We start from the raw sequence: 18,970 nt of genomic DNA on the forward strand, positions 1-18,970 counted from the left end.
GATCCCCGTGTTCTGCTGTCACATTTGGTTGCCGCGGGGGTTTTCGTCCGGCACGATTTTGGTCAGGATTGCTGTAAAACCCGGCGTCGCGAATGAAGCGCCGGGGCTCTGATGGCTGTTTTCAGCCGCAGGAACAGACTCTTGGATCAACGGCGCATTGGGAGAAACGATCGTGGTGGTTCCACAGTGGGAAGTCAGGTTGCGTCATCCGACAGAACTGACGGACAAGGATCGACAGGCCTGGGCGGCGCTCGAGGCCAGGGCGGCCGAGCCGAATGCGTTCATGTCGCCGCACTTCGTGCTGCCAGCACTGGCGCACCTGGACGCCGGGACCTCGGCCGTGCTGATGTGGATCGAGCGTGCCGCGGGGGGCTTGAAGCAGCTGGCCGCGGTGGGCGTGTTCCGGCGGTGTGTGGCGAGCCGGGTGTTCCCATGGCCGCATCTGTCGGCGTACCAATCCGAACACACCTATCTGGGTGGCTTGCTGGTCGATGGCGAATCGGTCCGTCCGGTGGTCGAATCGATCCGCGAATTCCTGGCCCGGCCGGGCTGTTTCTGGAAGGGGCTGGAGCTGCCCAAGGTCGACACCAGCGGCCCGCTGGCCGAGGTGGTCCAGCAGCTCTCCCAGCAGAACCAGCTGCCGGCGCAGTTGCTGGGGCCGCAGGAGCGCTCGATGCTGACGGTGGCCCACTGCGGCGAGGACCTGCTGCGCGAATCCCTTGGCAAGAAGCTCAACGAGATCAACCGCTGCATGCGCCGGTTGGCCGAGCAGGGCGAGGTCCGCTGGCATTGCCTGCGCAAGGACATTCCCGAGGCGTCGATCGAGGACTTCCTGCGTCTGGAGCATCTGGGCTGGAAAGGCGAGTCCGGCACCTCGATGCGCGCGACCCCGTCGGGCGAGGCCTTCTTCCGTGACATGGTGGCGCGCTTCGACCGGGACGGCCGTGCGCTGTTCACGGAATTGCGGGTCGATGGCCGCGCGGTGGCCTCCACTTGCAACTTTGTGTCAGGGGCGATGGGCTTCGCTTTCAAGGTGGGCTGGGACCCGGAACTGCGCAAACTCGGCCCCGGCATGCTCAACGAGGTCGAGTTCATCCGGCAGATCCGCACCCATTGCCCGGAACTGGTGTCCTTCGACAGCGGCGCCTCGGCCGATTCGTTCATCAACCGGCTCTGGCCGGACCGGCGCTCGCTGGGACTGCTGCTGATGCCGTCCAGCCGCTTGGCCTCCTGTGCCCTGACGGTGACCCAGCGTCTGCGAGATTCCCGGCAGGCTCGGCAGGTGAACCCGGAAATTGACGCAATAATCCGGCAAGTCGAAGCCTGATTCCACCGCTGGATCTGGTCCGGAACGCGGTCTCTGGTGGAGACCGACCCGGTCCTCCTGTCCCGCCTATCTGCATGCACAACAAAATATCTCCGGCGGCAGCTTGTCTGCCCGCCGTCGTTCTCTCGTGCGCCGGCGCCCCGGAAGGGGATCTGAACGTCGTGCGCTCGCTGGGCGAACTGGGCGTGCCGGTGATCGTCATCGGTGAATACGCCGATCCGCCTGCCCGCTATTCGCGTTACTGCATCGAGTTCGTGCAGGTGCCTGATTTCTGTGGAGATCCGGAGGCCTTGCTGGACGCACTCGCGGATCTGTCGCGGCGCCATGGCGGGCCGCTGCCGGTGTTCCCGTCGGCCGATCCGGATCTGGAGGTGCTGTGCCGGCTCGGTGAGCGCGCCCGTCCGTACGTGCGCTCGACGATGGCCGATCCAGCGCTGGTGCTGACGCTGATGGACAAGCGCGCCTTCAGTGCACTGGCCGTCCGCGCCGGGTTGCCGGTGCCCCGCACCTTCACACCGCACACGCTCGACGAGGTCGAGCAGACGGCGGACGTGCTGACCTACCCGGCCATCGTCAAGCCCTCGCTGCCGACGTCCTGGAAGCACCCGGAGTTGCCCCGCGCGATCCGCCAGGCCAAGGCCATCGTGGTGGAGTCCCGCGACGAGCTGCTGGACATCTGCCGCACGGTGGCGCCCTGGGGGCTGTCGCTGATCCTGCAGGAATACGTGCCGGGCGACGATGCCGAGCACTTCGACGTGCACGCCTTCGTCGACCAGCAGGGCGTGGCCCGCGCCACGTTCTGCGGCCGCAAGTGGCGCATCCATCCACCGCATGTGGGCAGCGGCTGCTATGTCGAGAGCCAGCACGAGCCGGCGCTGGAGGCGATGGTCGCGGACCTCCTGGGGCGGATCGGCTACCGCGGCATCGCCAACCTCAACTTCAAGCGCCACGGCCGCACGGGCGAGTTCAAGCTGCTCGAGATCAACGCCCGCGTGAGCCAGTGGACCATCCTCACCACCCGCTCCGGGGTCAACCTGCCGTGGATGGCCTACCGCGATGCCTGCGGTCTGCCGCAGGAGGCGCCGCCGCCGCGCCAGTCCGGGCTGTGGTACGTCAGTGGCAAGAGCGATTTCCGGGCGGTCCGCGGCTATGTGCGCGAGGGACTGTGGACCTGGGGCGGCTACCTGCGCTCGCTGCTGAAGCGCCCGATGGTCTTTCAGGTGCTGAGCCTGCGGGATCCCGGCCCCGCCCGACAACTCACCCTGCACTGGATTGCGGAGAAAATGCGGCTGCGGTCACCCTCCTGACCGCTCAGGAGTCGAGATGTCCGCTGTTCTGTCGAACACCCCCGCCCCGGTGCTGCAACTGGCCGTGATCGGTGCTGGCCCGGTCGGGCTGGCGCTGGCGCTGTCGGCCGCACGCCGCCTGCCGTCCGCGCAGGTCTGTGTCTACGACCGCCTGCCCGTCGAGCACGATGTCAGCGGCGATCCGCGCACGCTGGCGCTGTCGCAGGGCAGCGTGCTGGAGCTGCAGCGGCTGGGCATCTGGGCGGACATGGCCGAGCGCGCTGAACCCATCCTGGCGGTGCACGTGTCGCAGCAGCAGCCGGGGTTGCTGGACCTGCTGGGCAAGGTGCCCGCGCCGGAGCTGCTGATCCGCGCGGAGGACGCGCGGGTGCCACAACTGGGCGCCGTGATCCCCTATGGCGCACTGGCCGCGCCGATGCGGGCCGCGTGGCTGGCGGCCTGCGCACGCGAGCCGGGGCGGCTGTCCGTGCGCTGGGGCAGCGCGGTGAGTGGCGTGCGCACGGTGCCTGGCGGGGTGGAGATCGATGTCGGGGCAGCGTCCGGGGCCGGAGGGGCGCTGGTCGAATCGCACCATCTGGCGGTGATCGCCGAAGGGGGTGTGTTCGCCGAGCAGGCCCGCAAGGCCATCGCCCGCGACTATGGCCAGACCGCCTGGGTCGGCACGGTCGGGCTGGAGGGCGGCGAAGTCGGCGTGGCCCACGAACGCTTCACGCCCGAGGGGCCGGTCGCGCTGCTGCCGCTGCCCGGCACGACGCTGGCCGAAGACGGGCGCACCGTGCGGCGCCGTGCGGCGCTGGTCTGGTGCGTCGACCGGGCGGACGACGCGGTGGCCGAACTGACCGAAGCGCAGCGGCTGGCCGTGCTGACCCACCTGCTGCCGGCGCGGGTGGGGCGGCTGGTGTCGATCAGTCCGCTCAAGGGCTTCGCGCTGGGCCTCAACGCCGAGCGCACGCTGGTGCAGGGCCGCACCGTGCGCATCGGCAATGCGGCGCAGACGCTGCATCCGGTCGCCGGCCAGGGCCTGAACCTGGGCCTGCGCGACGCGCATGAACTCGTTTCCCGGCTGGCCCGTGACGGCGATGTCGACCACGCGCTGCGCCGGGTCGAATGGCAGCGGGCGCCGGACCGCTGGGCGATGATCGCCGCCACCGATTTCCTCGCCCGCAGCTTCACCTGGCCGTGGCCGGGACTGAGCACGCTGCGCGGCGCCGGGCTGGCAGTGCTGGGGCAGGTGGGGCCGCTGAAGTCGCTGCTGGCGCGCCGGATGATGTTTGGTGGGCGCTGAGCGGGCCGTGCGACAGATGACCGTGCAGATTGGGCGCGCCGGTGCGCAGCCCCCCTGTTGACGGGGAGTGCGTCGCCGCCGCCAGGCAGCCCGATCCGGTAAAAACGTGGCCGTGTTCCCTGTATCTCCGGCCAACGCCTTCAGAGCGGATCTTTCCCCACCATGACTCTTGCCAACCAAACCCCGTCCCGACGTCCTGCGGTCGTGCTCGCCTGCCTGGGCGCACAAGGGGCTGACCTGAACATGGTGCGCTCGCTGGGCGAGCAGGGGGTGCCGGTGATCGTCATCGGCGAATACGAGTTTCCGCCGTCCGGCTACTCGCGCCACTGCATCGAGTACATCTGCGCCCACCACTTCACACGCCGTCCGGAACAGCTGCTGCGCGTGCTGCGCGAGCTGCGCGTGCGGCACGGCCAGGCCCTGCCGGTGTTCCCGACCGCCGACACCGACCTGCGTGCGCTGGCCTCGCTGCATGCCGATCTGGTCGGCACGGCGCTGTGGGTCTCGGCCTCGCCCGACACGGTGAACCGCATGATGGACAAGCGCCGCTTCGCCGCACTGGCCCAGGCGCTGCGCCTGCCGGTGCCGGTGACGCACGCGCCGCGCACCCTCGAAGAAGTCGAAGCGCTCAGCCGGGTGATCGACTATCCGGTCGTGCTCAAGCCGGCGCAACCGACGGCCTGGATGCGCCCGGGCATGGACCCCGAGATCGCGCGGGCCAAGGCCCTGGTGATCGACGAACCGACGGAGCTGATGCGGGTGTGCTGCCGCATCGCACCGCACGGGCTGGACGTGCTGCTCCAGGACTACGTGGCCGGCAGCGACGACCTGCACTACAGCGTGCACGCGTGGATTGGCCGTGGCGGCCAGGTCGAGCGTGTGGCGACGACCCGCAAGTGGCGCACCTTCCCGGTCCAGGTCGGCACGGGTTGTCTGGTCGAGACCGTCTCGGTGCCGGACCTGGAGGCCGAGGCCAGCGACATCCTCGCGCTGCTGAAACTGCGCGGCATGGTGGTGATGAACTTCAAGCGCGACGCGCGCACCGGGCAGTTCATGCTGCTGGAGGTCAATCCCCGGCTGACCTGCAACAGCCTGCTGCTGACCCGGGCCGGCTTCAACCTGCCGTGGCTGGTCTACAGCGAGGTGTGCGGCCAGCCGGTCGCGGCACCGGCCGAGTGGCGCGTCGGGACCTGGTACCTGAGCGCCAAGGCCGATTTCCGGGCCTTCCGGGTACTGGCCCGCGAAGGCCGCATGGGCTGGATGGAGTACCTGCGCTCGGTGCTGCGCCCGGGCATGGTCTACCGCGCGCTCGACCTGAGCGACATGGGGCCGCCGGTGCAGATGACCGTCGACTGGCTGGCGCTCAAGTGCCGGGGTAGCGGCCGCTGGGTGCGCAGCCGGCTCGGTCTGAACGCCGCCTGAGCGCGGCCTGCGCGGGCCGGTTCAGAGCCGGCGGTGCTGCAGCGCCGGCAACTGGGTCCGGACGCGGGCCAGCTGCACCGGGTCCAGATCGGCGAGCACGACCCCGTCGCCTTCGTCCTGCACTGCCAGCACCGTTCCCCAGGGATCGACCACCATCGAGTGTCCCCAGGTGCGCCGGCCGTTCTCGTGCCGGCCGCCCTGGGCGCTGGCGATGACGTAACACTGGTTTTCCACCGCCCGGGCGCGCAGCAGCAGTTCCCAGTGCGCCTGTCCGGTCGGCCAGGTGAAGGCGGCCGGCACCACCAGCACGCTGCAGGGCGGCTGCATCAGGCGCCGGTACAGCTCCGGGAAGCGCAGGTCGTAGCACACCGACAGTCCCACCCGGTGCACGGCCCCGTCCCGGGCGGTGGCGTCGAAGGCCACCGGCTGTTCGCCGGGGCGCAGCGTGGCGGCCTCGTCGTAGCGGCGCTCGCCGTCGTCGTAGCGGAACAGGTGGATCTTGTCGTAACGGGCCGCGAGCGCGCCGTCCGGCCCGTAGACGAGCGAGGTGTTCGAGGCGTGGTCGGGGTCGCCGTCCAGCGCCATCGGCAGCGTGCCGCCGACCAGCCACAGCCGGTGCTGGCGGGCCAGGCCGGACAGCAGTGCCTGGATCGGGCCGTGGCCGGGCGGCTCTGCGACCGCGAGCTTGTCGCGGTCCTGCAGCCCCATCAGGCAGAAGTATTCGGGCAGCACGACCAGCTCTGCCCCCTGCTCGGCCGCCTGGGCGACCAGTTCCGCGGCGCGGGCGAGGTTGTCCTCGACCCGGGGCGTCGACACCATCTGGAGAGCGGCCATCTTCATGGGGAACGGTCCTTTCTGGGCAAGGGGAGGGGGGAGCCTGTGCGGTTTTCGGAGGCGGCGACAGCCGCTTCGGCGGCTACCGCCGCGTCGCTGCCGGGCAGCGGGTGGGCATCGCGGGTGCGGTCGACCGGCGTGAGCTGCGGTGCGCTCCAGGGACCGGTGACACGGTATTCGCGCGTGGCGGCCTCGGTCAGCGGGCGCAGCAGCAGCCACTGCGTCACCAGCGTGCCCAGGCCCACGGCGGGGTTGATCACGGCGTAGGCCAGGGAGGCGGCGCCCGCGTTCAGGTCCGGCACGATCCAGACCCGCAGATCCTGGGTGGCAGTCGTCAGGCTGGCGCTGCCTTCGGCCAGCACCATGGCCTGCACGCCGCGCACGCGCAGGTTGCGTGTGCTGGCAACCCCGTGGCGGATCTGCACGTCGCCGTCGATGTGGTCGAAGCTGAAGCCTTTCTGGTACAGGTCGCGGAAATCGAGCGACAGGCGCCGCGGCAGCGACTGCAGGTTCAGCACGCCCAGCAGCCGCCCGGCGCCGGGTTCGGCCTGCAGGAGCTGGCCGCTGTCGAAGTCCAGGCGCAGCGTGCCGCCGAGCTGGTCCAGCGCCAGCGCAGTCGGTGGGCCGGGCCAGCGCAACTGGCCGCCGAGGTGGCCGCGGCCGCCCTCCAGCGCGCCCGGCCAGCCCAGCTGGTCGAGCCAGCGGCCGCCATCGTCCACGTCCAGCCGGAAGGTCAGGCGGCTGGTGCCCGTCCCGGCCGGTGCGTCCCGGTCCGCCGGATCCCACTGCCCCACGGCGCTCAGGCGGGCCTCGGGCCGCACCAGGGACAGCCGGTTCAGGCGCCATTCGCCGTTGACGGCGGCGGGCAGGCGGGAGGCCGGGTTCGGTTCGCCCTGCAATTCGAGCCGGCCGAGGTGCCGGCCGCTGAACACCAGATCGTCCACCACCACATCCAGCGCCGGCAGCGGCTCCGAACCGGATGCGGGCTGGGCGACGGACTCGGCGAGCGGCACCGCCGGCCAAGGCAGGGCGAGACGGCCGAGCCGCGCCTGCACGGTGGCGGGCGCCTGCGGTGCCGCTGTGCGCAGCGTGATCCGGCCCGCCAGCTGGTCGGCCTCGATCGTGCCGGACCAGGTGCGGGCGGGCGGGCCGGCCGGCTGCAGCGTGGCGTGGACGCCGGTCAGGCGGCGGCCGTGGGCGGTGAGGTCGGCGACCTGCAGCCGGACCTGGTGCAGCAGGCCGTCCGGCGCCTCGTCCGGCTGGCCGGGGCGGCCCACCGCGGGCAGGTGGCCGGCCTGCCTCGCCCGCTGCAGCCAGGCCTGCCAGTCGTCCAGCGACAGCCGCGGCAGCGCGATGCCGACGTCGATGCCCTGGTCCGGCCAGCGGCCCCGTTCGGCGCTGCCGAGCTGCAGCTGCCCGCGCAGCCCACCGCCTGCGGCGTCGCCTTCGAGCAGCAGCCGGCTGGACAGGAGTGGTGCGGCGGCCGTGCGGGCGTCGATTTCCAGCAGGGTTGCGGCGCCCTGGGCGGGCGTCTGTGGCTGGAGGTGGACGCTCAGCACGACCGGCTGCGTGGCGGTCTTGTTCAGCGGCGCCGGCAGGCGGCTGGCCAGTCCGACCAGATCGCTGTCCACCTGGATGGTCGGACCGCCCGGTGTCAGGGCGAGTTGCAGGCGGTAGTCCGTCTGGCCGTCGAACTGGTGTGCGATCCGGGCGAGCGGGTCGATGGTGTCGAGGCTGCGCAGGCCCTGCGCCGTGGCGCGGCCCTGGCCGGCGAAGCGCAGCACGCCAGCGTCGTCGAGGTGGCCGTCGAAGGCGAGCCGGCCCCCTGCGACCTGCGCGCTGCCCTGCGTCAGGTGGAACTGGCGTTCGGTGAAGTCCAGGCGCGCCTGCACCGCGTCGAGCGTGGGCACGTCCGGCCGCATCTGCAGCTGCGTGTCGGCCAGATCGACCCGGCCCTGCACCGTCGTGTCCCGGGCGTGCTGCAGCGGCACGGCGATCTGCAGCGCGAGCCGGGTCTGGCCGTTGCCGCGGGCAGCGACAAACGCGTGGTCCAGCCAGCCATCGAGCGGGCTCTCGCGCAGGAACTGCAGCGTGTCGGCGGTGCTGCCGTGGCCCTGGCCGGTCAGGCGCAGCACCGGGTCGTGGGCGAGGTGGTCGATGCCGCCCTCGATTTCCTCCAGCGCGTACTGGCCGCTGCCGGTCTGGCCGAGCCGGGCGCTGGTCTGCAGCAGCCGCAACTGCTGGCCACGGACGGTGAGCTGGCCGGCGCCATCGGTGTAGCGCGGCCAGCGGCTGCCGGGCACGGAGTCGAAGGTGACCTGCTCGAAGTGGCCGGCGATGGCGAACTCCCCCTGTCCGGGCTGGGTGTAGGGGAAGTCGAGCAGGGGGCCGCGCACCCGGGCATGCACCTCGCGCGCCGTTCCGGCCACGAGCGCCGCACGCAGGTAGTCGCGCACCGGCGCGGCAATGCCCAGCGGCAGATAGCGGTGGACGCGGTCGGCGCGGAGCTGGTGGATGGTGGCGTCGAGGTTGATGTGCCCGGGCAGCCAGCCCGCAGCGCCAAAGACCGGGCCGGTGGTCGGGCCGGAGTGCCAGCGCCCGGAGAACTCGCCAGCCCCGTCCGCGGTGTCGAAGACCGCGTGCCGGACCTGGACCTCGATCGCCGGGCGGGTGCCGGGCGGGGCGGCGGCGGGGCGCTTCAGCGTCCAGCGCACGTCGGCCTGCAGGCGGTCGAGGGCCACGCGGGGCTGCTCGAACACGCCCGGAAACTCCAGCTCCCCCTGGGCGAGGCGCAGATCGGCCTGGCCGCCGAGGTCCGTGGCGTCGAAGCGCACGTGGCCGCCGCGCAGGCCCGGTCGCCCGGGGGTGGCGGTCGCGGTGAGGGCGGCGGTGGCCGGCGCGGCGGCGAGCTGCAGCGCATCGGCCTCGCCGCGCGCCCGCCAGTGGGTGGGGCGTTCCGGGTCGCCGGTCCAGTCGAAGGCGAACTGCCGCAGCTGGCCGCGCGGGCGGGTGGCGTCCAGCAGGCGCCGCATCGGCCCGGACAGCGGCACATGGGCGGCCGACTGCGCCAGCAGACCGAGGTCGACCAGCGAGGCCTTGAAGGCGCCGCCCGTCCAGGCGCCGGCCGGGCCGTTCAGCGTCAGCTCCAGATCGGTGGCAGGCCAGAGGCTCGGGTCGGGGGTGGTCGAGCTGGCGGTGGCGTCGGCGGGCGGCTGCGACTGGAAGGACAGCTGGCGCGCCCGGACCACGCTGCCCGTGTCGCTGTGGCGCACTTCCAGCTGGCCGGCGATGCGGCGCAGCGCCACGGGCGGCAGCGTTCTGGCCAGGCGCAGCGTGACCGCCTGCAGCTGCAGGTCCGCGGTGGCGCCGGTCAGCCGGCCCTTGTCCACGTCGATGCGGGTGGCGAGCCGGCCACGCCCCTCCAGCAGGTCGAAGGGCAGATCGACATGCCGGCGCAACTGGCTGACATCCACCAGCGGCCACTCGGCCTGCACGACGCCGGCCCACTGGTGCCAGTCGCCCGGGTGCTGCAGGCCGGCCAGCGACAGCAGCGAGCGCAGCGGCCGCGCCATCTCGGCGCTGGCGAAGAAGCGGCTGCCCCAGCCCTCGGGCGGCGTGGCGCTCAGGCGCAGCACGTGCCGGCCGACCGGGTTGCGCAGGTCCAGATCGACGCCGGTGAGCACCAGCGGGTCAGCGGCGCGCTGTTCGTCGTGCCAGGAGAGGCTGGCCCCGCGCAGCCGGATCTCGGACTGGCTGAACAGCCAGTCGGCCACGCGCCCGTCCTCGTCGGCGGCGTCGGTGCGCTCCAGCGGCAGTCCGGCCAGGAAGACCTGCCCGCGCCGGTCCCGGCGCAGCGCCAGGTGCAGGGCGTCCAGCTCCAGCCGCTGCACGTGCGGCCACCAGCGGGTGGGCGAGCGGGGCAGCAGCGAACCCGGGGTGAGGACCGCCTCGACCCGGGCCAGGCGCAAGGCCTCGTTGCCGTGCGGATCGACCATGCGCAGGTCGCCCAGCGTCACCACCGGGGCCCAGGCGTCGCCCGTGACCCGCAGGGTACCGATGCGGACCTCGAGGCCGAGCGCACGGCTGGCCCAGGTTTCCAGCTCGGGTCGCCAGGTGTCCAGTCGCGGCAATATCCCCCACTGCAGGATCAGCCACGCGGCCAGCGTCAGCGCGGCCACAGCAGCAATGCTCCAGAATGCGACGCGCAGCACCGTGCGGCCAGCGCGTCGGCACAGGTGCAGCAGATCGGATGACCAGGGAACCACAGGCATGAATGCAGCCGAATCAGGTGCCGGTGAATTGAACACAGAGAAGCTAGCACAGACCCGAAAGAATGCCATGCAGACCTCGTCCGAGACCGGAGTGACCCACGTCACGGCCGACCACAGCCGGTATGTGCAGCGGATCCGCCGGGTGCGTGGCGGTGATCTGGCGCTGCTGGCCGGAGGGGAGCCGACACGCGCCTCGATGCAGGCCACGCTGGACGCCTGGCTGGCGCGGGGCCGCAGTCTGGCGTCGGCGCTGCGCCTGACGCGGCAGCTGGTGATGGAGCGGCTGGTGGTGCTCGACGTCGAGGCGCAGGCCGATGTCGAGGTCGTCACCCGCGCGATGACCGAGCTGGCCGAGGTGACGCTCGAAGCCGCGCTGGCCGCCGCCCGCTCCGAACAGGACGCGCTGCACGGCGCGCCGCACACCGCCGAGGGCGCGCCGATCGACTTCTGGATCATCGGCATGGGCAAGCTCGGTTCGCGCGAGCTGAACGTGTCCTCCGACATCGACCTCGTCTACGTCTACGAGGAAGACGGGCAGACCGCCGGCAATGCCAGCGGCGCGGGCGCCATCTCGGCGCACGAGTACTTCTCGCTGGTGGCGCGCACGCTGCGGGCGCTGATCGGCGACGTGACCGAGGACGGCTTCGTCTTCCGTGTCGACCTGGCGCTGCGTCCGAACGGCAATTCCGGCCCGCCGGTGGTGAGCCTGGCGATGCTGGAGGAGTATTTCCTGGTGCAGGGCCGCGAGTGGGAACGTTTCGCCTGGCTGAAGAGCCGGGTCGTGGCCCCACGGGACGCGGTCGTGTCCGGCCGGGCGAAGGCGCTGCGTGACGTGGTGACGCCCTTCGTGTACCGCCGTTACCTCGACTACGGCGTGTTCGAGGGCCTGCGCCAGCTGCACCGGAAGGTGCGCGACGAGGCCAACCGCCGCGCCGCTGGCCGCCCCGAGCGCGCCAACGACGTCAAGCTCTCGCGTGGCGGGATCCGCGAGATCGAGTTCACCGTGCAGCTGCTGCAGGTGGTGCGCGGCGGGCAGTTCCCCGAGATCCGCACCCGCCCGACGCTGAAGGCCCTGCAGCGGCTGGCCAGCGTCGGCCTGCTTCCGCAGGAGACGGCCGACAAGCTGGCCGCCGCCTACATCTTCCTGCGCCGGGTCGAGCACCGCATCCAGTACCTCGACGACCAGCAGACCCACCTGCTGCCGACGGTGGACGCTGATCTGCGCTGGATCGCCGGCTCGATGCGCCTGGCGTGCACGGTCGATGCCTGCGAGCTGCTGGACACGCTGTGCACCCACCGCGAGCTGGTCGCCACCGAGTTCGATGCGCTGCTGCACGACGGCCGCAGTGCGCCGGTGCGCGGCGGTCCGGGCAGTTGCAGCCGCTGCAACGGCACGCCGCCGACGCTGGAACAGCTGCCGCAGAGCGAAGGCCTGTCCGCGCCGCTGGCCGAGCGGCTGCGGCTGCTGGTGGCCTCGCCGCGGGTGGCCTTGCTGCGCGACGAGGGCCGGGCGCGGCTGGCGCGGCTGCTGGTGCGCGCCCGTCGCCTGACGCAGGACGAGCCGGAGATCGGCGAAACCGCGCTGCTGCGCTTCGTGGACTGGCTGGAGCCGCTGCTGCGCCGCGACAGCTACCTGGCGCTGCTCGCCGAGCGCGGCGAGGTGCTGGGACGCCTGCTGCACCTGCTGGCGCTGGCCCGCTGGCCGATGCGCTACCTGATGCAGCACCCAGGCGTGATCGACGAACTGGCGGACGCCCGGCTGATGCACGAGCGCTTCGATGCCGTCGCCTACGCCCGGGATCTGGAGGACCGCCACCAGGCCTGGATCCGCTCCGGCGAGGCCGACGAAGGCGAACTGCTCGACACCCTGCGCCGCGCTCACCAGTCCGAGACCTTCCGCACGCTGGTGCGCGACGTCGAGGCCGAGATCACCGTCGAGCAGGTCGCCGACGACCTCTCCGCGCTGGCCGACGCCACGCTGGAGCGCGCGCTGCACTGGGCCTGGCGCCACCTGCGCACGCGCCACCGCGAGGCGCCCAGTTTTGCCGTGATCGCCTACGGCAAGCTCGGCGGCAAGGAGCTGGGCTACGGCAGCGATCTGGACATCGTCTTCCTCTACGACGACGAGGACGAACGCGCTGGCGAGGTCTACGCGGCCTTCGCGCGCAAGCTCATCACCTGGCTGTCGCTGCGCACCGCGGCGGGCGCGCTCTACGAGATCGACACCGCGCTGCGCCCGAACGGGAATTCCGGGCTGCTGGTGACCTCGATCGCCGCCTTCGAGCGCTACCAGCAGGGCCGCGGCAGCAACACGGCGTGGACTTGGGAGCACCAGGCGATCACCCGTGCCCGCTGGTGCGCCGGCTCACCCGCGCTGGCTGAGCGCTTCGAGGCCACACGCCGCGCCGTGCTGACCGCGCCGCGCGATCTGGAGGCCCTGAAGCGCGAGATCGCCACCATGCGTGAGCGGGTGCGCGAAGCCCACCCGGTGCGGCCGACCCGCTTCGACGTCAAGCACAGCCGCGGCGGGATGATGGACGCGGAGTTCGCCGTGCAGTGGCTGGTGCTGGCGCACAGCGCCGCGCACCCGGCCCTGCAGGACAACGCCGGCAACATCGCGCTGCTGCAGCGTGCCGAGCAGGCGGGGCTGCTGCCTGCGGGGGTCGGCTTCGCGGCCGCCGATGCCTACCGGGAGCAGCGCCGCGTGCAGCACCGGGCGCGGCTCGACGAAGCGCCCACGCAGGTGGAGATGGCCGAACTCGGTCCGCTGAAGGCCCACCGCGACGCCGTGCTGGCGCTGTGGCGCGCGGTGTTCGGCTGATGCTGCGCCGCCACCACGCCTGGCTGGGCGTGGGGCTGTTGCTGGTGGTGCCGAGTGTGCTGATCGCGCCGCAACCCGGGCTGGCGCGGCTGGCACTGGCGTGGGTGCCGGCGCTGGTGTGGAGCGAGCCGTGGCGCTGGTGGAGCGCCGCTTGGGTGCATCTGAGCACGCGGCACCTGCTGGCCAATCTGGCCGGTGGTGCGTTGGTGCTGCTGCTGGGCTGGGTGGCACGGCTGCCGCGCGAGGCCGCCTGGGCCTGGGCGCTGGCCTGGCCGCTGACGCACCTGGGCTTGCTGCTGGCGCCGGACCTGCTGCGTTATGGCGGGCTGTCCGGCGTGCTGCACGCCGGGGTGGCGGTGGCCGCGGTGGCTCTGGTGCGGGAAGCTGCGCTGCGCCGCGACCGGGTGCTCGGTGCGCTGCTGCTGGCGGGGCTGTGCGCGAAGGTGCTGGGCGAGCGGGCCTGGGCACACACGCTGGTCACGCCGCCCGGCTGGGACATTGCGGTGGCACCGCTCGCACACGCCAGCGGCACCGTCTGCGGCGCGCTGGCCGCACTCCTGCTGGTCAGATCTCGACCTTGGAGCCCAGCTCCACCACCCGGTTCGTCGGCAGGTTGAGGAAGTCCGCCGCCGCCGCCGCGTTGCGGTGCATGTTGGCGAACAGCTTCTCGCGCCACAGCGCCATGCCGTCGCCGATGGTGGGCATCACGATGTCGCGCGACAGGAAGTAGCTGGTGTCCATCTCGTCGAGCGGCACACCACGCCCGGCGAGCAGTTGCAGCGCCTGCGGCACGTCCGGCTCGTTCTTGAAACCGAAGTTCAGCGTCACCTGCCAGCAGTCGTGTCCGAGCGACTCCATGCTGATGCGCTGGTCGAAGCCGACCCACGGGATGTCGTGGTGGCGCACCGTCACGAACAGGTTGTGCTCGTGCAGCACCTTGTTGTGCTTGAGGTTGTGCATCAGCGCGTTCGGCGTCAGGCCCGCCTCGGCCGACAGGAACACCGCCGTGCCCGCCACGCGCACCGGCGGGTTGACGAAGATGGCCTGGAGGAAGGAGGTCAGGTCGATGGCCTCGTCGCGCAGCCGGTGGCTCATCATGGCGCGGCCCTGTTTCCAGGTCAGCATCAGCGTGAACATCGCGATGCCGATCACCAGCGGGAACCAGCCGCCACCGAACAGCTTGAGCATGTTCGACGAGAAGAAGGCGATGTCGATGACGAAGAAGAAGCCGGTGGACATCAGGCTCAACCACAGCGGGTACTTCCAGCCGTGGCGGATGACGTAGAAGGTCATGATCGTGGTGATCGTCATGTCCAGCGTCACCGCGATGCCGTAGGCCGAGGCCAGGTTGGTCGAGGTCTTGAACAGTGCCACCGCCAGCACGATGAAGGCGTACAGGCCCCAGTTGACGAAGGGCACGTAGATCTGGCCCAGGTCGCGCACGGAGGTGTGGACGATGCGCATGCGCGGCAGCAGGCCGAGCTGCACCGCCTGGCGGGTCACCGAGAAGGCGGCGGTGATCAGCGCCTGCGAGGCGATCACGGTGGCCGCCGTCGCCAGGAACACCAGCGGCAGCGCGGCCCACTTCGGCGCCATCAGGAAAAACGGGTTCTCGATGGCCGCCGGGTTCTTGAGCAGCATCGCGCCCTGACCAAAGTAGTTGACCACCAGCGCCGGCATCACGAAGGCGTACCAGGCGATGCGGATGGGCTGCTTGCCGAAGTGGCCCATGTCGGCGTAGAGCGCCTCGCCGCCGGTCACGCAGAGCACCACCGCACCCAGGCCGATGAAGGCGACCATGGGCTGTGCAGCGAAGAAATTGAACGCGTAGAGCGGATTCAGCGCCACCAGCACGCCGGGGTTGTCGATCACATGCGGCAGGCCGAGCGCCACCAGCACGCCGAACCAGACCAGCGTGACCGGCCCGAAGGCCTTGCCGATGCCCCCGGTGCCGAAGCGCTGCACGGCGAACAGCCCCGTCAGCACGATCAGCGTCAGCGGCAGGATGAAGGGGTGCAGGCTGGGCGACGCGATCTCCAGGCCCTCGACGGCCGAGAGCACCGAGATGGCCGGGGTGATGACACCGTCGCCGTAGAAGATCGCGGTGCCGAACATGCCCACGGCCATCAGCGTCTGGTAGAGCTGTGGCCGGTCACGTACCGCGTGGGTCGCCAGCGCGAGCATGGCGATCAGGCCGCCTTCGCCGTTGTTGTCCGCGCGCAGGATGAGCAGCACGTACTTCAGCGAGACGATGACCGTCATCGTCCAGAAGATCAGGGAGAGGACGCCGAGGATGTTGTCGGCGGTGGGCGCGACGTGGCCCCCGTGGAAGACTTCCTTGAGCGCGTACAGCGGGCTGGTGCCGATGTCGCCGTAGACGACGCCCAAGGCACCGAGAGTCAGTGCAGCGATTTCGCGTGGCGTGGCACGCTGCGAGTGTGCGGTGGTCACCGGATGGGGACAAATCGTGAGATTCGTCTTGAGCCAAAACCGCAGATTGTGCGCCCGGACACCCAATTTTCTCCGCATCTCGTGCTGAAGGCCGCTGGCGGGTGTTGCCGACGGCCCTCAGTGCGGGTTTCCTGCGCCGAGCGGGTGGCCCTCAATCCTGCAAAAGTGGCAAGAGGCCACCGGCGCTGTCGAGCGCCATCAGGTCGTCGCAGCCGCCGACGTGGGTGTCGCCGATGAAGATCTGCGGCACCGAGCGCCGGCCGGTCACGTTCATCATGTGTTCGCGCTGGTCGGGGTGCAGGTCGATGCGGATCTCGTCGATCTCGGCCACACCGCGTTGCTTGAGCAGCATCTTGGCGCGCACGCAGTAGGGGCAGACCTGCGTGGTGTACATCTTCACGGGCTTCATGGCGGTTCCTGTCAGGCAGACTTTTCGATCGGAAGCCCGGCGGCGCGCCAGCCGGCCATTCCGCCTTGCAGCACGTGCACGCGCTGGTGCCCCAATCCACGCACGGTAGCGGCGGCGCGGCGCGCACGGGCACCGGACGCACAGACCAGCACCACCGGCAGGGTCTTGTTGGTGGGCAGACCCTTGCTGCCTTCCAGCGTCGCCAGCGGGACGCTGCGGGCGCCGACCACATGCCCGGCGCTGAATTCGGCGCTTTCGCAGACGTCGATCACGACGGCCTTCTCGCGGTTGATCATCTGCACGGCTTCGGCCGGCGAGATGGCATCTGCGCCAGCCCCCTTGCCCAGCATGGGCAACAGCAGCGCGCCACCCGAGGCCGCGGCCGTCAGCAGCCAGATCCAGTTGTCGAGGAGGAAGTTCACAGGTGTGGGCGCCGGCGGGCCGCCGGCCAAGGTTGGACAGGGTCTCGATTATAGAATTCGCGCTAGTTTTCAACCTGTTGTCCTGTCAACCAACCCAATTGCTGCCTGCCATGTACAAGCTCGTGCTGATCCGCCACGGTGAATCGACCTGGAATCTCGAGAACCGTTTCACCGGCTGGACCGATGTCGAACTCACCCCCACCGGGGTCGATCAGGCCAAGCAGGCCGGCCGCCTGCTCAAGGAGGCCGGCTATGACTTCGACGTGGCCTACACCTCGGTCCTCAAGCGCGCTGTCTGGACGCTGTGGCACGCGCTGGACCAGATGGACCGCACCTGGCTGCCGGTCGTGCACAGCTGGCGCCTCAACGAGCGCCACTACGGTGCCCTGCAAGGTCTGAACAAGGCCGACATGGCCAAGGAGTACGGCGACGCGCAGGTGCTGGTCTGGCGCCGCAGCTACGACACGCCGCCGCCGGCACTCGACGCCGAGGATCCGCGCGGCCAGCGCCAGGACGTGCGCTACAGCAAGCTCCAGCCGGACCAGATCCCGCTGACCGAGTGCCTGAAGGACACGGTCGCCCGCGTGATGCCGTTCTGGAACGACGCGGTCGCGCCCGCGATCAAGGCCGGCAAGCGCATCGTCATTGCCGCCCACGGCAACTCGATCCGCGCACTGGTGAAGTACCTCGACAACATCGGCGACGACGCCATCGTCGGCGTCAACATCCCCAACGGCATTCCGCTCGTGTACGAGCTGGACGCCGACCTCAAGCCGATTCGCAGCTACTACCTTGGCGACGCCGAAGCTGCGGCCAAGGCGGCTGCAGCGGTGGCCAATCAGGGCAAAGCCTGAGTTGTTTACTCAGGACCTTGAAAGGCTTCGCCCACGATTGCATGCAAAATGTCACAACCGGGGGTGCTTCGGCATCCCCGGTTCGTGTGGCGGAATCAGGTGATCGACGGGGCCTGGACCCGGATCCGGATCCGGCTGGTGGCGCAGCCTTTCTGGCGCAGTGCGGCCTCCAGCCGGGGCAGGAGCTGCCTCAGCTTGGCGGCGACGGCCGGATTGGCCACCAGCAGGGTCCAGCCTTCCGCATCGGTCGGACCTGACCGCACGTGCTTCGACAGCGCGGGCGGAAGGAGCGGACGCACGGCGTCCATGTGGGCATTGGCCGCGGCCAGCCGCTGCTGCAGACGCAGCAGGGGTTCGCAGCGGTCCAGTACCTGACCCAGTGGCACAGCGTCCGGCACTGCAGTGGCAGCCGGTTTCGGCAGAGGAATGAAGCGACGATGGATATCCTGATCACCCATGGCGGCTTGGCGCGCACGCGCTCCATGCATGTGCGGCCGACGCAATTGTGGCTGATCCTGTCGGCGCTCGTGGTGGCGATGTTGCTGCTGTCGGGCACCGTCTACCACTTCGTCTTTCTCAAGGCCGTGCGCGATGGCTGGCCGGTGGTGAGCCAGATCGTCGGGCCGGTGCTGGGCCGGGACGCGGTCCAGCGCGAGCGTTTTACCCGCGAGAATCTGGACGCGATGGCCCAGAAGGTCGGCGAGTTGCAGGCCAAGCTGCTCAAGCTGGAGGCGGTCGGTGACCGGGTGGCCGGGCTGGCGGGCATCAAGCCGGAAGAATTGCGGGCGCTCGATGACGCCGGCAAGGCGCCCACCTCGAGTGCGCCGGCGCCCGCGACGGCACCCGCCGCCGTGGATGGACGTGGTGGCCCGTTCGTGCCAGCGAAGGGCCAGCCTGGCGAACAGATCAACCAGCTGATGTCGCAACTCGACAGCCAGGCGGACCGGTCTGGCGATGTGTTCGTGCTGGTCGAATCCCGGCTGCTGACCAAACGCCTCGAGATGCTCATGGTGCCCAGCATCGCGCCCGTGGACGGCACGGTGGGCTCCGGCTTCGGGTTCCGCATCGATCCGTTCAACCGCCATGCAGCGCTGCACACCGGGCTGGACTTTCCGGCGCCCATCGGCACGCCGATCCATGCCGCCGCCGGCGGCCGCGTGATCGAGGCCGAGCAAGACGGCGCCTATGGCCTGGCGCTGCAGATCGACCATGGCAACGGCCTGGTGACCCGCTACGGCCACACCTCGCAGATTCTGGTGAAGCCCGGTGATCTGGTGCGCCGGGGCCAGGAAGTGGCGCTCGTCGGCAGCACGGGTCGCTCGACCGGACCCCACCTGCATTTCGAGGTGTTGCTGGAAGATGTGCCCCAGGATCCCGCAAAGTTCCTCGCCCGAGGTGAAAGTCTCGATGCCGCCGAGCGCGCCTCGGCCGCGGTGACCCCAGCGGTCAGCCGCCGCAAGTCCCGGTGATAAACTCAAAAGCTGTCCGAGGGCACGCCTGAACCGCGTGCCGGCCTGGCCTGCCGACGCTGCTGTTCACCCGGCCGCACCTCATCTCCTTCCGATCC

Annotated in this window: 14 protein-coding genes; 8 read left to right on the forward strand and 6 right to left on the reverse strand. The window is 70.6% G+C overall.

The window, feature by feature from the left end; translation table 11 throughout:
- The first annotated feature begins 199 nt into the window (after positions 1–199).
- The 4 genes from AABN02_RS13860 (at position 200) to AABN02_RS13875 (ending at position 5,341) form a co-directional block, all read left to right on the forward strand.
- On the forward strand, positions 200–1,327 hold the full coding sequence (locus AABN02_RS13860; RefSeq protein WP_338415517.1) for a GNAT family N-acetyltransferase: 1,128 nt from the start codon (positions 200–202) through the stop codon (positions 1,325–1,327).
- Between the two features lie 74 nt (positions 1,328–1,401).
- Positions 1,402–2,634: an ATP-grasp domain-containing protein gene (locus tag AABN02_RS13865; RefSeq protein WP_338415518.1), complete on the forward strand. Its 1,233-nt coding sequence runs from the start codon at positions 1,402–1,404 to the stop codon at positions 2,632–2,634.
- 16 nt (positions 2,635–2,650) lie between these two features.
- Positions 2,651–3,919: an FAD-dependent monooxygenase gene (locus AABN02_RS13870; protein ID WP_338415519.1), complete on the forward strand. Its 1,269-nt coding sequence runs from the start codon at positions 2,651–2,653 to the stop codon at positions 3,917–3,919.
- A 162-nt stretch (positions 3,920–4,081) separates the two neighbouring features.
- Positions 4,082–5,341, forward strand: a complete 1,260-nt coding sequence (locus tag AABN02_RS13875; RefSeq protein ID WP_338415520.1) for a hypothetical protein — start codon at positions 4,082–4,084, stop codon at positions 5,339–5,341.
- A gap of 21 nt (positions 5,342–5,362) precedes the next feature.
- Here AABN02_RS13875 and AABN02_RS13880 read toward each other — a convergent pair whose 3' ends face one another.
- The gene (locus AABN02_RS13880) at positions 5,363–6,181 is read right to left on the reverse strand and encodes a carbon-nitrogen hydrolase family protein (RefSeq protein WP_338415521.1); all 819 of its coding nucleotides are present in this window, start codon (positions 6,179–6,181) and stop codon (positions 5,363–5,365) included.
- Positions 6,178–10,446: a YhdP family protein gene (locus tag AABN02_RS13885; protein ID WP_338415522.1), complete on the reverse strand. Its 4,269-nt coding sequence runs from the start codon at positions 10,444–10,446 to the stop codon at positions 6,178–6,180. The genes AABN02_RS13880 and AABN02_RS13885 overlap by 4 nt, the downstream gene beginning before the upstream one ends.
- Between AABN02_RS13885 and glnE the strand changes: the two genes are divergently transcribed.
- Positions 10,445–13,267, forward strand: coding sequence for a bifunctional [glutamate--ammonia ligase]-adenylyl-L-tyrosine phosphorylase/[glutamate--ammonia-ligase] adenylyltransferase (glnE, locus tag AABN02_RS13890; protein WP_338415523.1), 2,823 nt, complete (start codon positions 10,445–10,447; stop codon positions 13,265–13,267). The two genes, AABN02_RS13885 and glnE, sit on opposite strands and share 2 nt — an antisense overlap.
- Complete coding sequence (gene rrtA, locus AABN02_RS13895) at positions 13,267–13,884, forward strand: rhombosortase (RefSeq protein ID WP_338415524.1); 618 nt, start codon at positions 13,267–13,269, stop codon at positions 13,882–13,884. The genes glnE and rrtA overlap by 1 nt, the downstream gene beginning before the upstream one ends.
- On the opposite strand, the gene AABN02_RS13900 is transcribed toward rrtA, so the two are convergent.
- The 3 genes from AABN02_RS13900 to AABN02_RS13910 form a co-directional block, all read right to left on the reverse strand.
- Positions 13,832–15,718 (reverse strand): potassium transporter Kup, encoded by a 1,887-nt coding sequence (locus AABN02_RS13900; protein WP_338415525.1) that lies wholly within the window; start codon positions 15,716–15,718, stop codon positions 13,832–13,834. The two genes, rrtA and AABN02_RS13900, sit on opposite strands and share 53 nt — an antisense overlap.
- Positions 15,719–15,869: 151 nt before the next feature.
- Complete coding sequence (gene grxC, locus AABN02_RS13905) at positions 15,870–16,127, reverse strand: glutaredoxin 3 (RefSeq protein ID WP_338415526.1); 258 nt, start codon at positions 16,125–16,127, stop codon at positions 15,870–15,872.
- Positions 16,128–16,138: 11 nt separating this feature from the next.
- The gene (locus AABN02_RS13910; protein ID WP_338415527.1) at positions 16,139–16,549 is read right to left on the reverse strand and encodes a rhodanese-like domain-containing protein; all 411 of its coding nucleotides are present in this window, start codon (positions 16,547–16,549) and stop codon (positions 16,139–16,141) included.
- A gap of 110 nt (positions 16,550–16,659) precedes the next feature.
- Here AABN02_RS13910 and gpmA point away from each other — a divergent pair, with 110 nt between their 5' ends.
- A complete protein-coding gene (gene gpmA / locus AABN02_RS13915) occupies positions 16,660–17,403 on the forward strand; it encodes a 2,3-diphosphoglycerate-dependent phosphoglycerate mutase (protein WP_338415528.1) in 744 nt (247 codons plus the stop codon).
- Between the two features lie 95 nt (positions 17,404–17,498).
- On the opposite strand, the gene AABN02_RS13920 is transcribed toward gpmA, so the two are convergent.
- Complete coding sequence (locus AABN02_RS13920) at positions 17,499–17,801, reverse strand: DciA family protein (RefSeq protein WP_338415529.1); 303 nt, start codon at positions 17,799–17,801, stop codon at positions 17,499–17,501.
- 39 nt (positions 17,802–17,840) lie between these two features.
- Between AABN02_RS13920 and AABN02_RS13925 the strand changes: the two genes are divergently transcribed.
- A complete protein-coding gene (locus AABN02_RS13925; RefSeq protein WP_338415530.1) occupies positions 17,841–18,872 on the forward strand; it encodes a M23 family metallopeptidase in 1,032 nt (343 codons plus the stop codon).
- The last annotated feature ends 98 nt before the right edge of the window (positions 18,873–18,970 follow it).

The sequence above is a fragment of the uncultured Sphaerotilus sp. genome, assembly GCF_963924895.1.
In the GTDB taxonomy this organism is placed as follows: Bacteria; Pseudomonadota; Gammaproteobacteria; order Burkholderiales; family Burkholderiaceae_C; genus Sphaerotilus.

What these genes read in the sequence shown, in the direction of transcription:
- AABN02_RS13865 (WP_338415518.1), top strand. Translation starts at nt 1,402, where the DNA reads ATGCACAACAAAATATCTCCGGCGGCAGCTTGTCTGCCCGCCGTCGTT.
- AABN02_RS13870 (WP_338415519.1), top strand. Translation starts at nt 2,651, where the DNA reads ATGTCCGCTGTTCTGTCGAACACCCCCGCCCCGGTGCTGCAACTGGCC.
- AABN02_RS13875 (WP_338415520.1), top strand. Translation starts at nt 4,082, where the DNA reads ATGACTCTTGCCAACCAAACCCCGTCCCGACGTCCTGCGGTCGTGCTC.
- AABN02_RS13880 (WP_338415521.1), bottom strand. Translation starts at nt 6,181, where the DNA reads ATGAAGATGGCCGCTCTCCAGATGGTGTCGACGCCCCGGGTCGAGGAC.
- glnE (WP_338415523.1), top strand. Translation starts at nt 10,445, where the DNA reads ATGAATGCAGCCGAATCAGGTGCCGGTGAATTGAACACAGAGAAGCTA.
- AABN02_RS13885 (WP_338415522.1), bottom strand. Translation starts at nt 10,446, where the DNA reads ATGCCTGTGGTTCCCTGGTCATCCGATCTGCTGCACCTGTGCCGACGC.
- rrtA (WP_338415524.1), top strand. Translation starts at nt 13,267, where the DNA reads ATGCTGCGCCGCCACCACGCCTGGCTGGGCGTGGGGCTGTTGCTGGTG.
- grxC (WP_338415526.1), bottom strand. Translation starts at nt 16,127, where the DNA reads ATGAAGCCCGTGAAGATGTACACCACGCAGGTCTGCCCCTACTGCGTG.
- gpmA (WP_338415528.1), top strand. Translation starts at nt 16,660, where the DNA reads ATGTACAAGCTCGTGCTGATCCGCCACGGTGAATCGACCTGGAATCTC.
- AABN02_RS13925 (WP_338415530.1), top strand. Translation starts at nt 17,841, where the DNA reads ATGGATATCCTGATCACCCATGGCGGCTTGGCGCGCACGCGCTCCATG.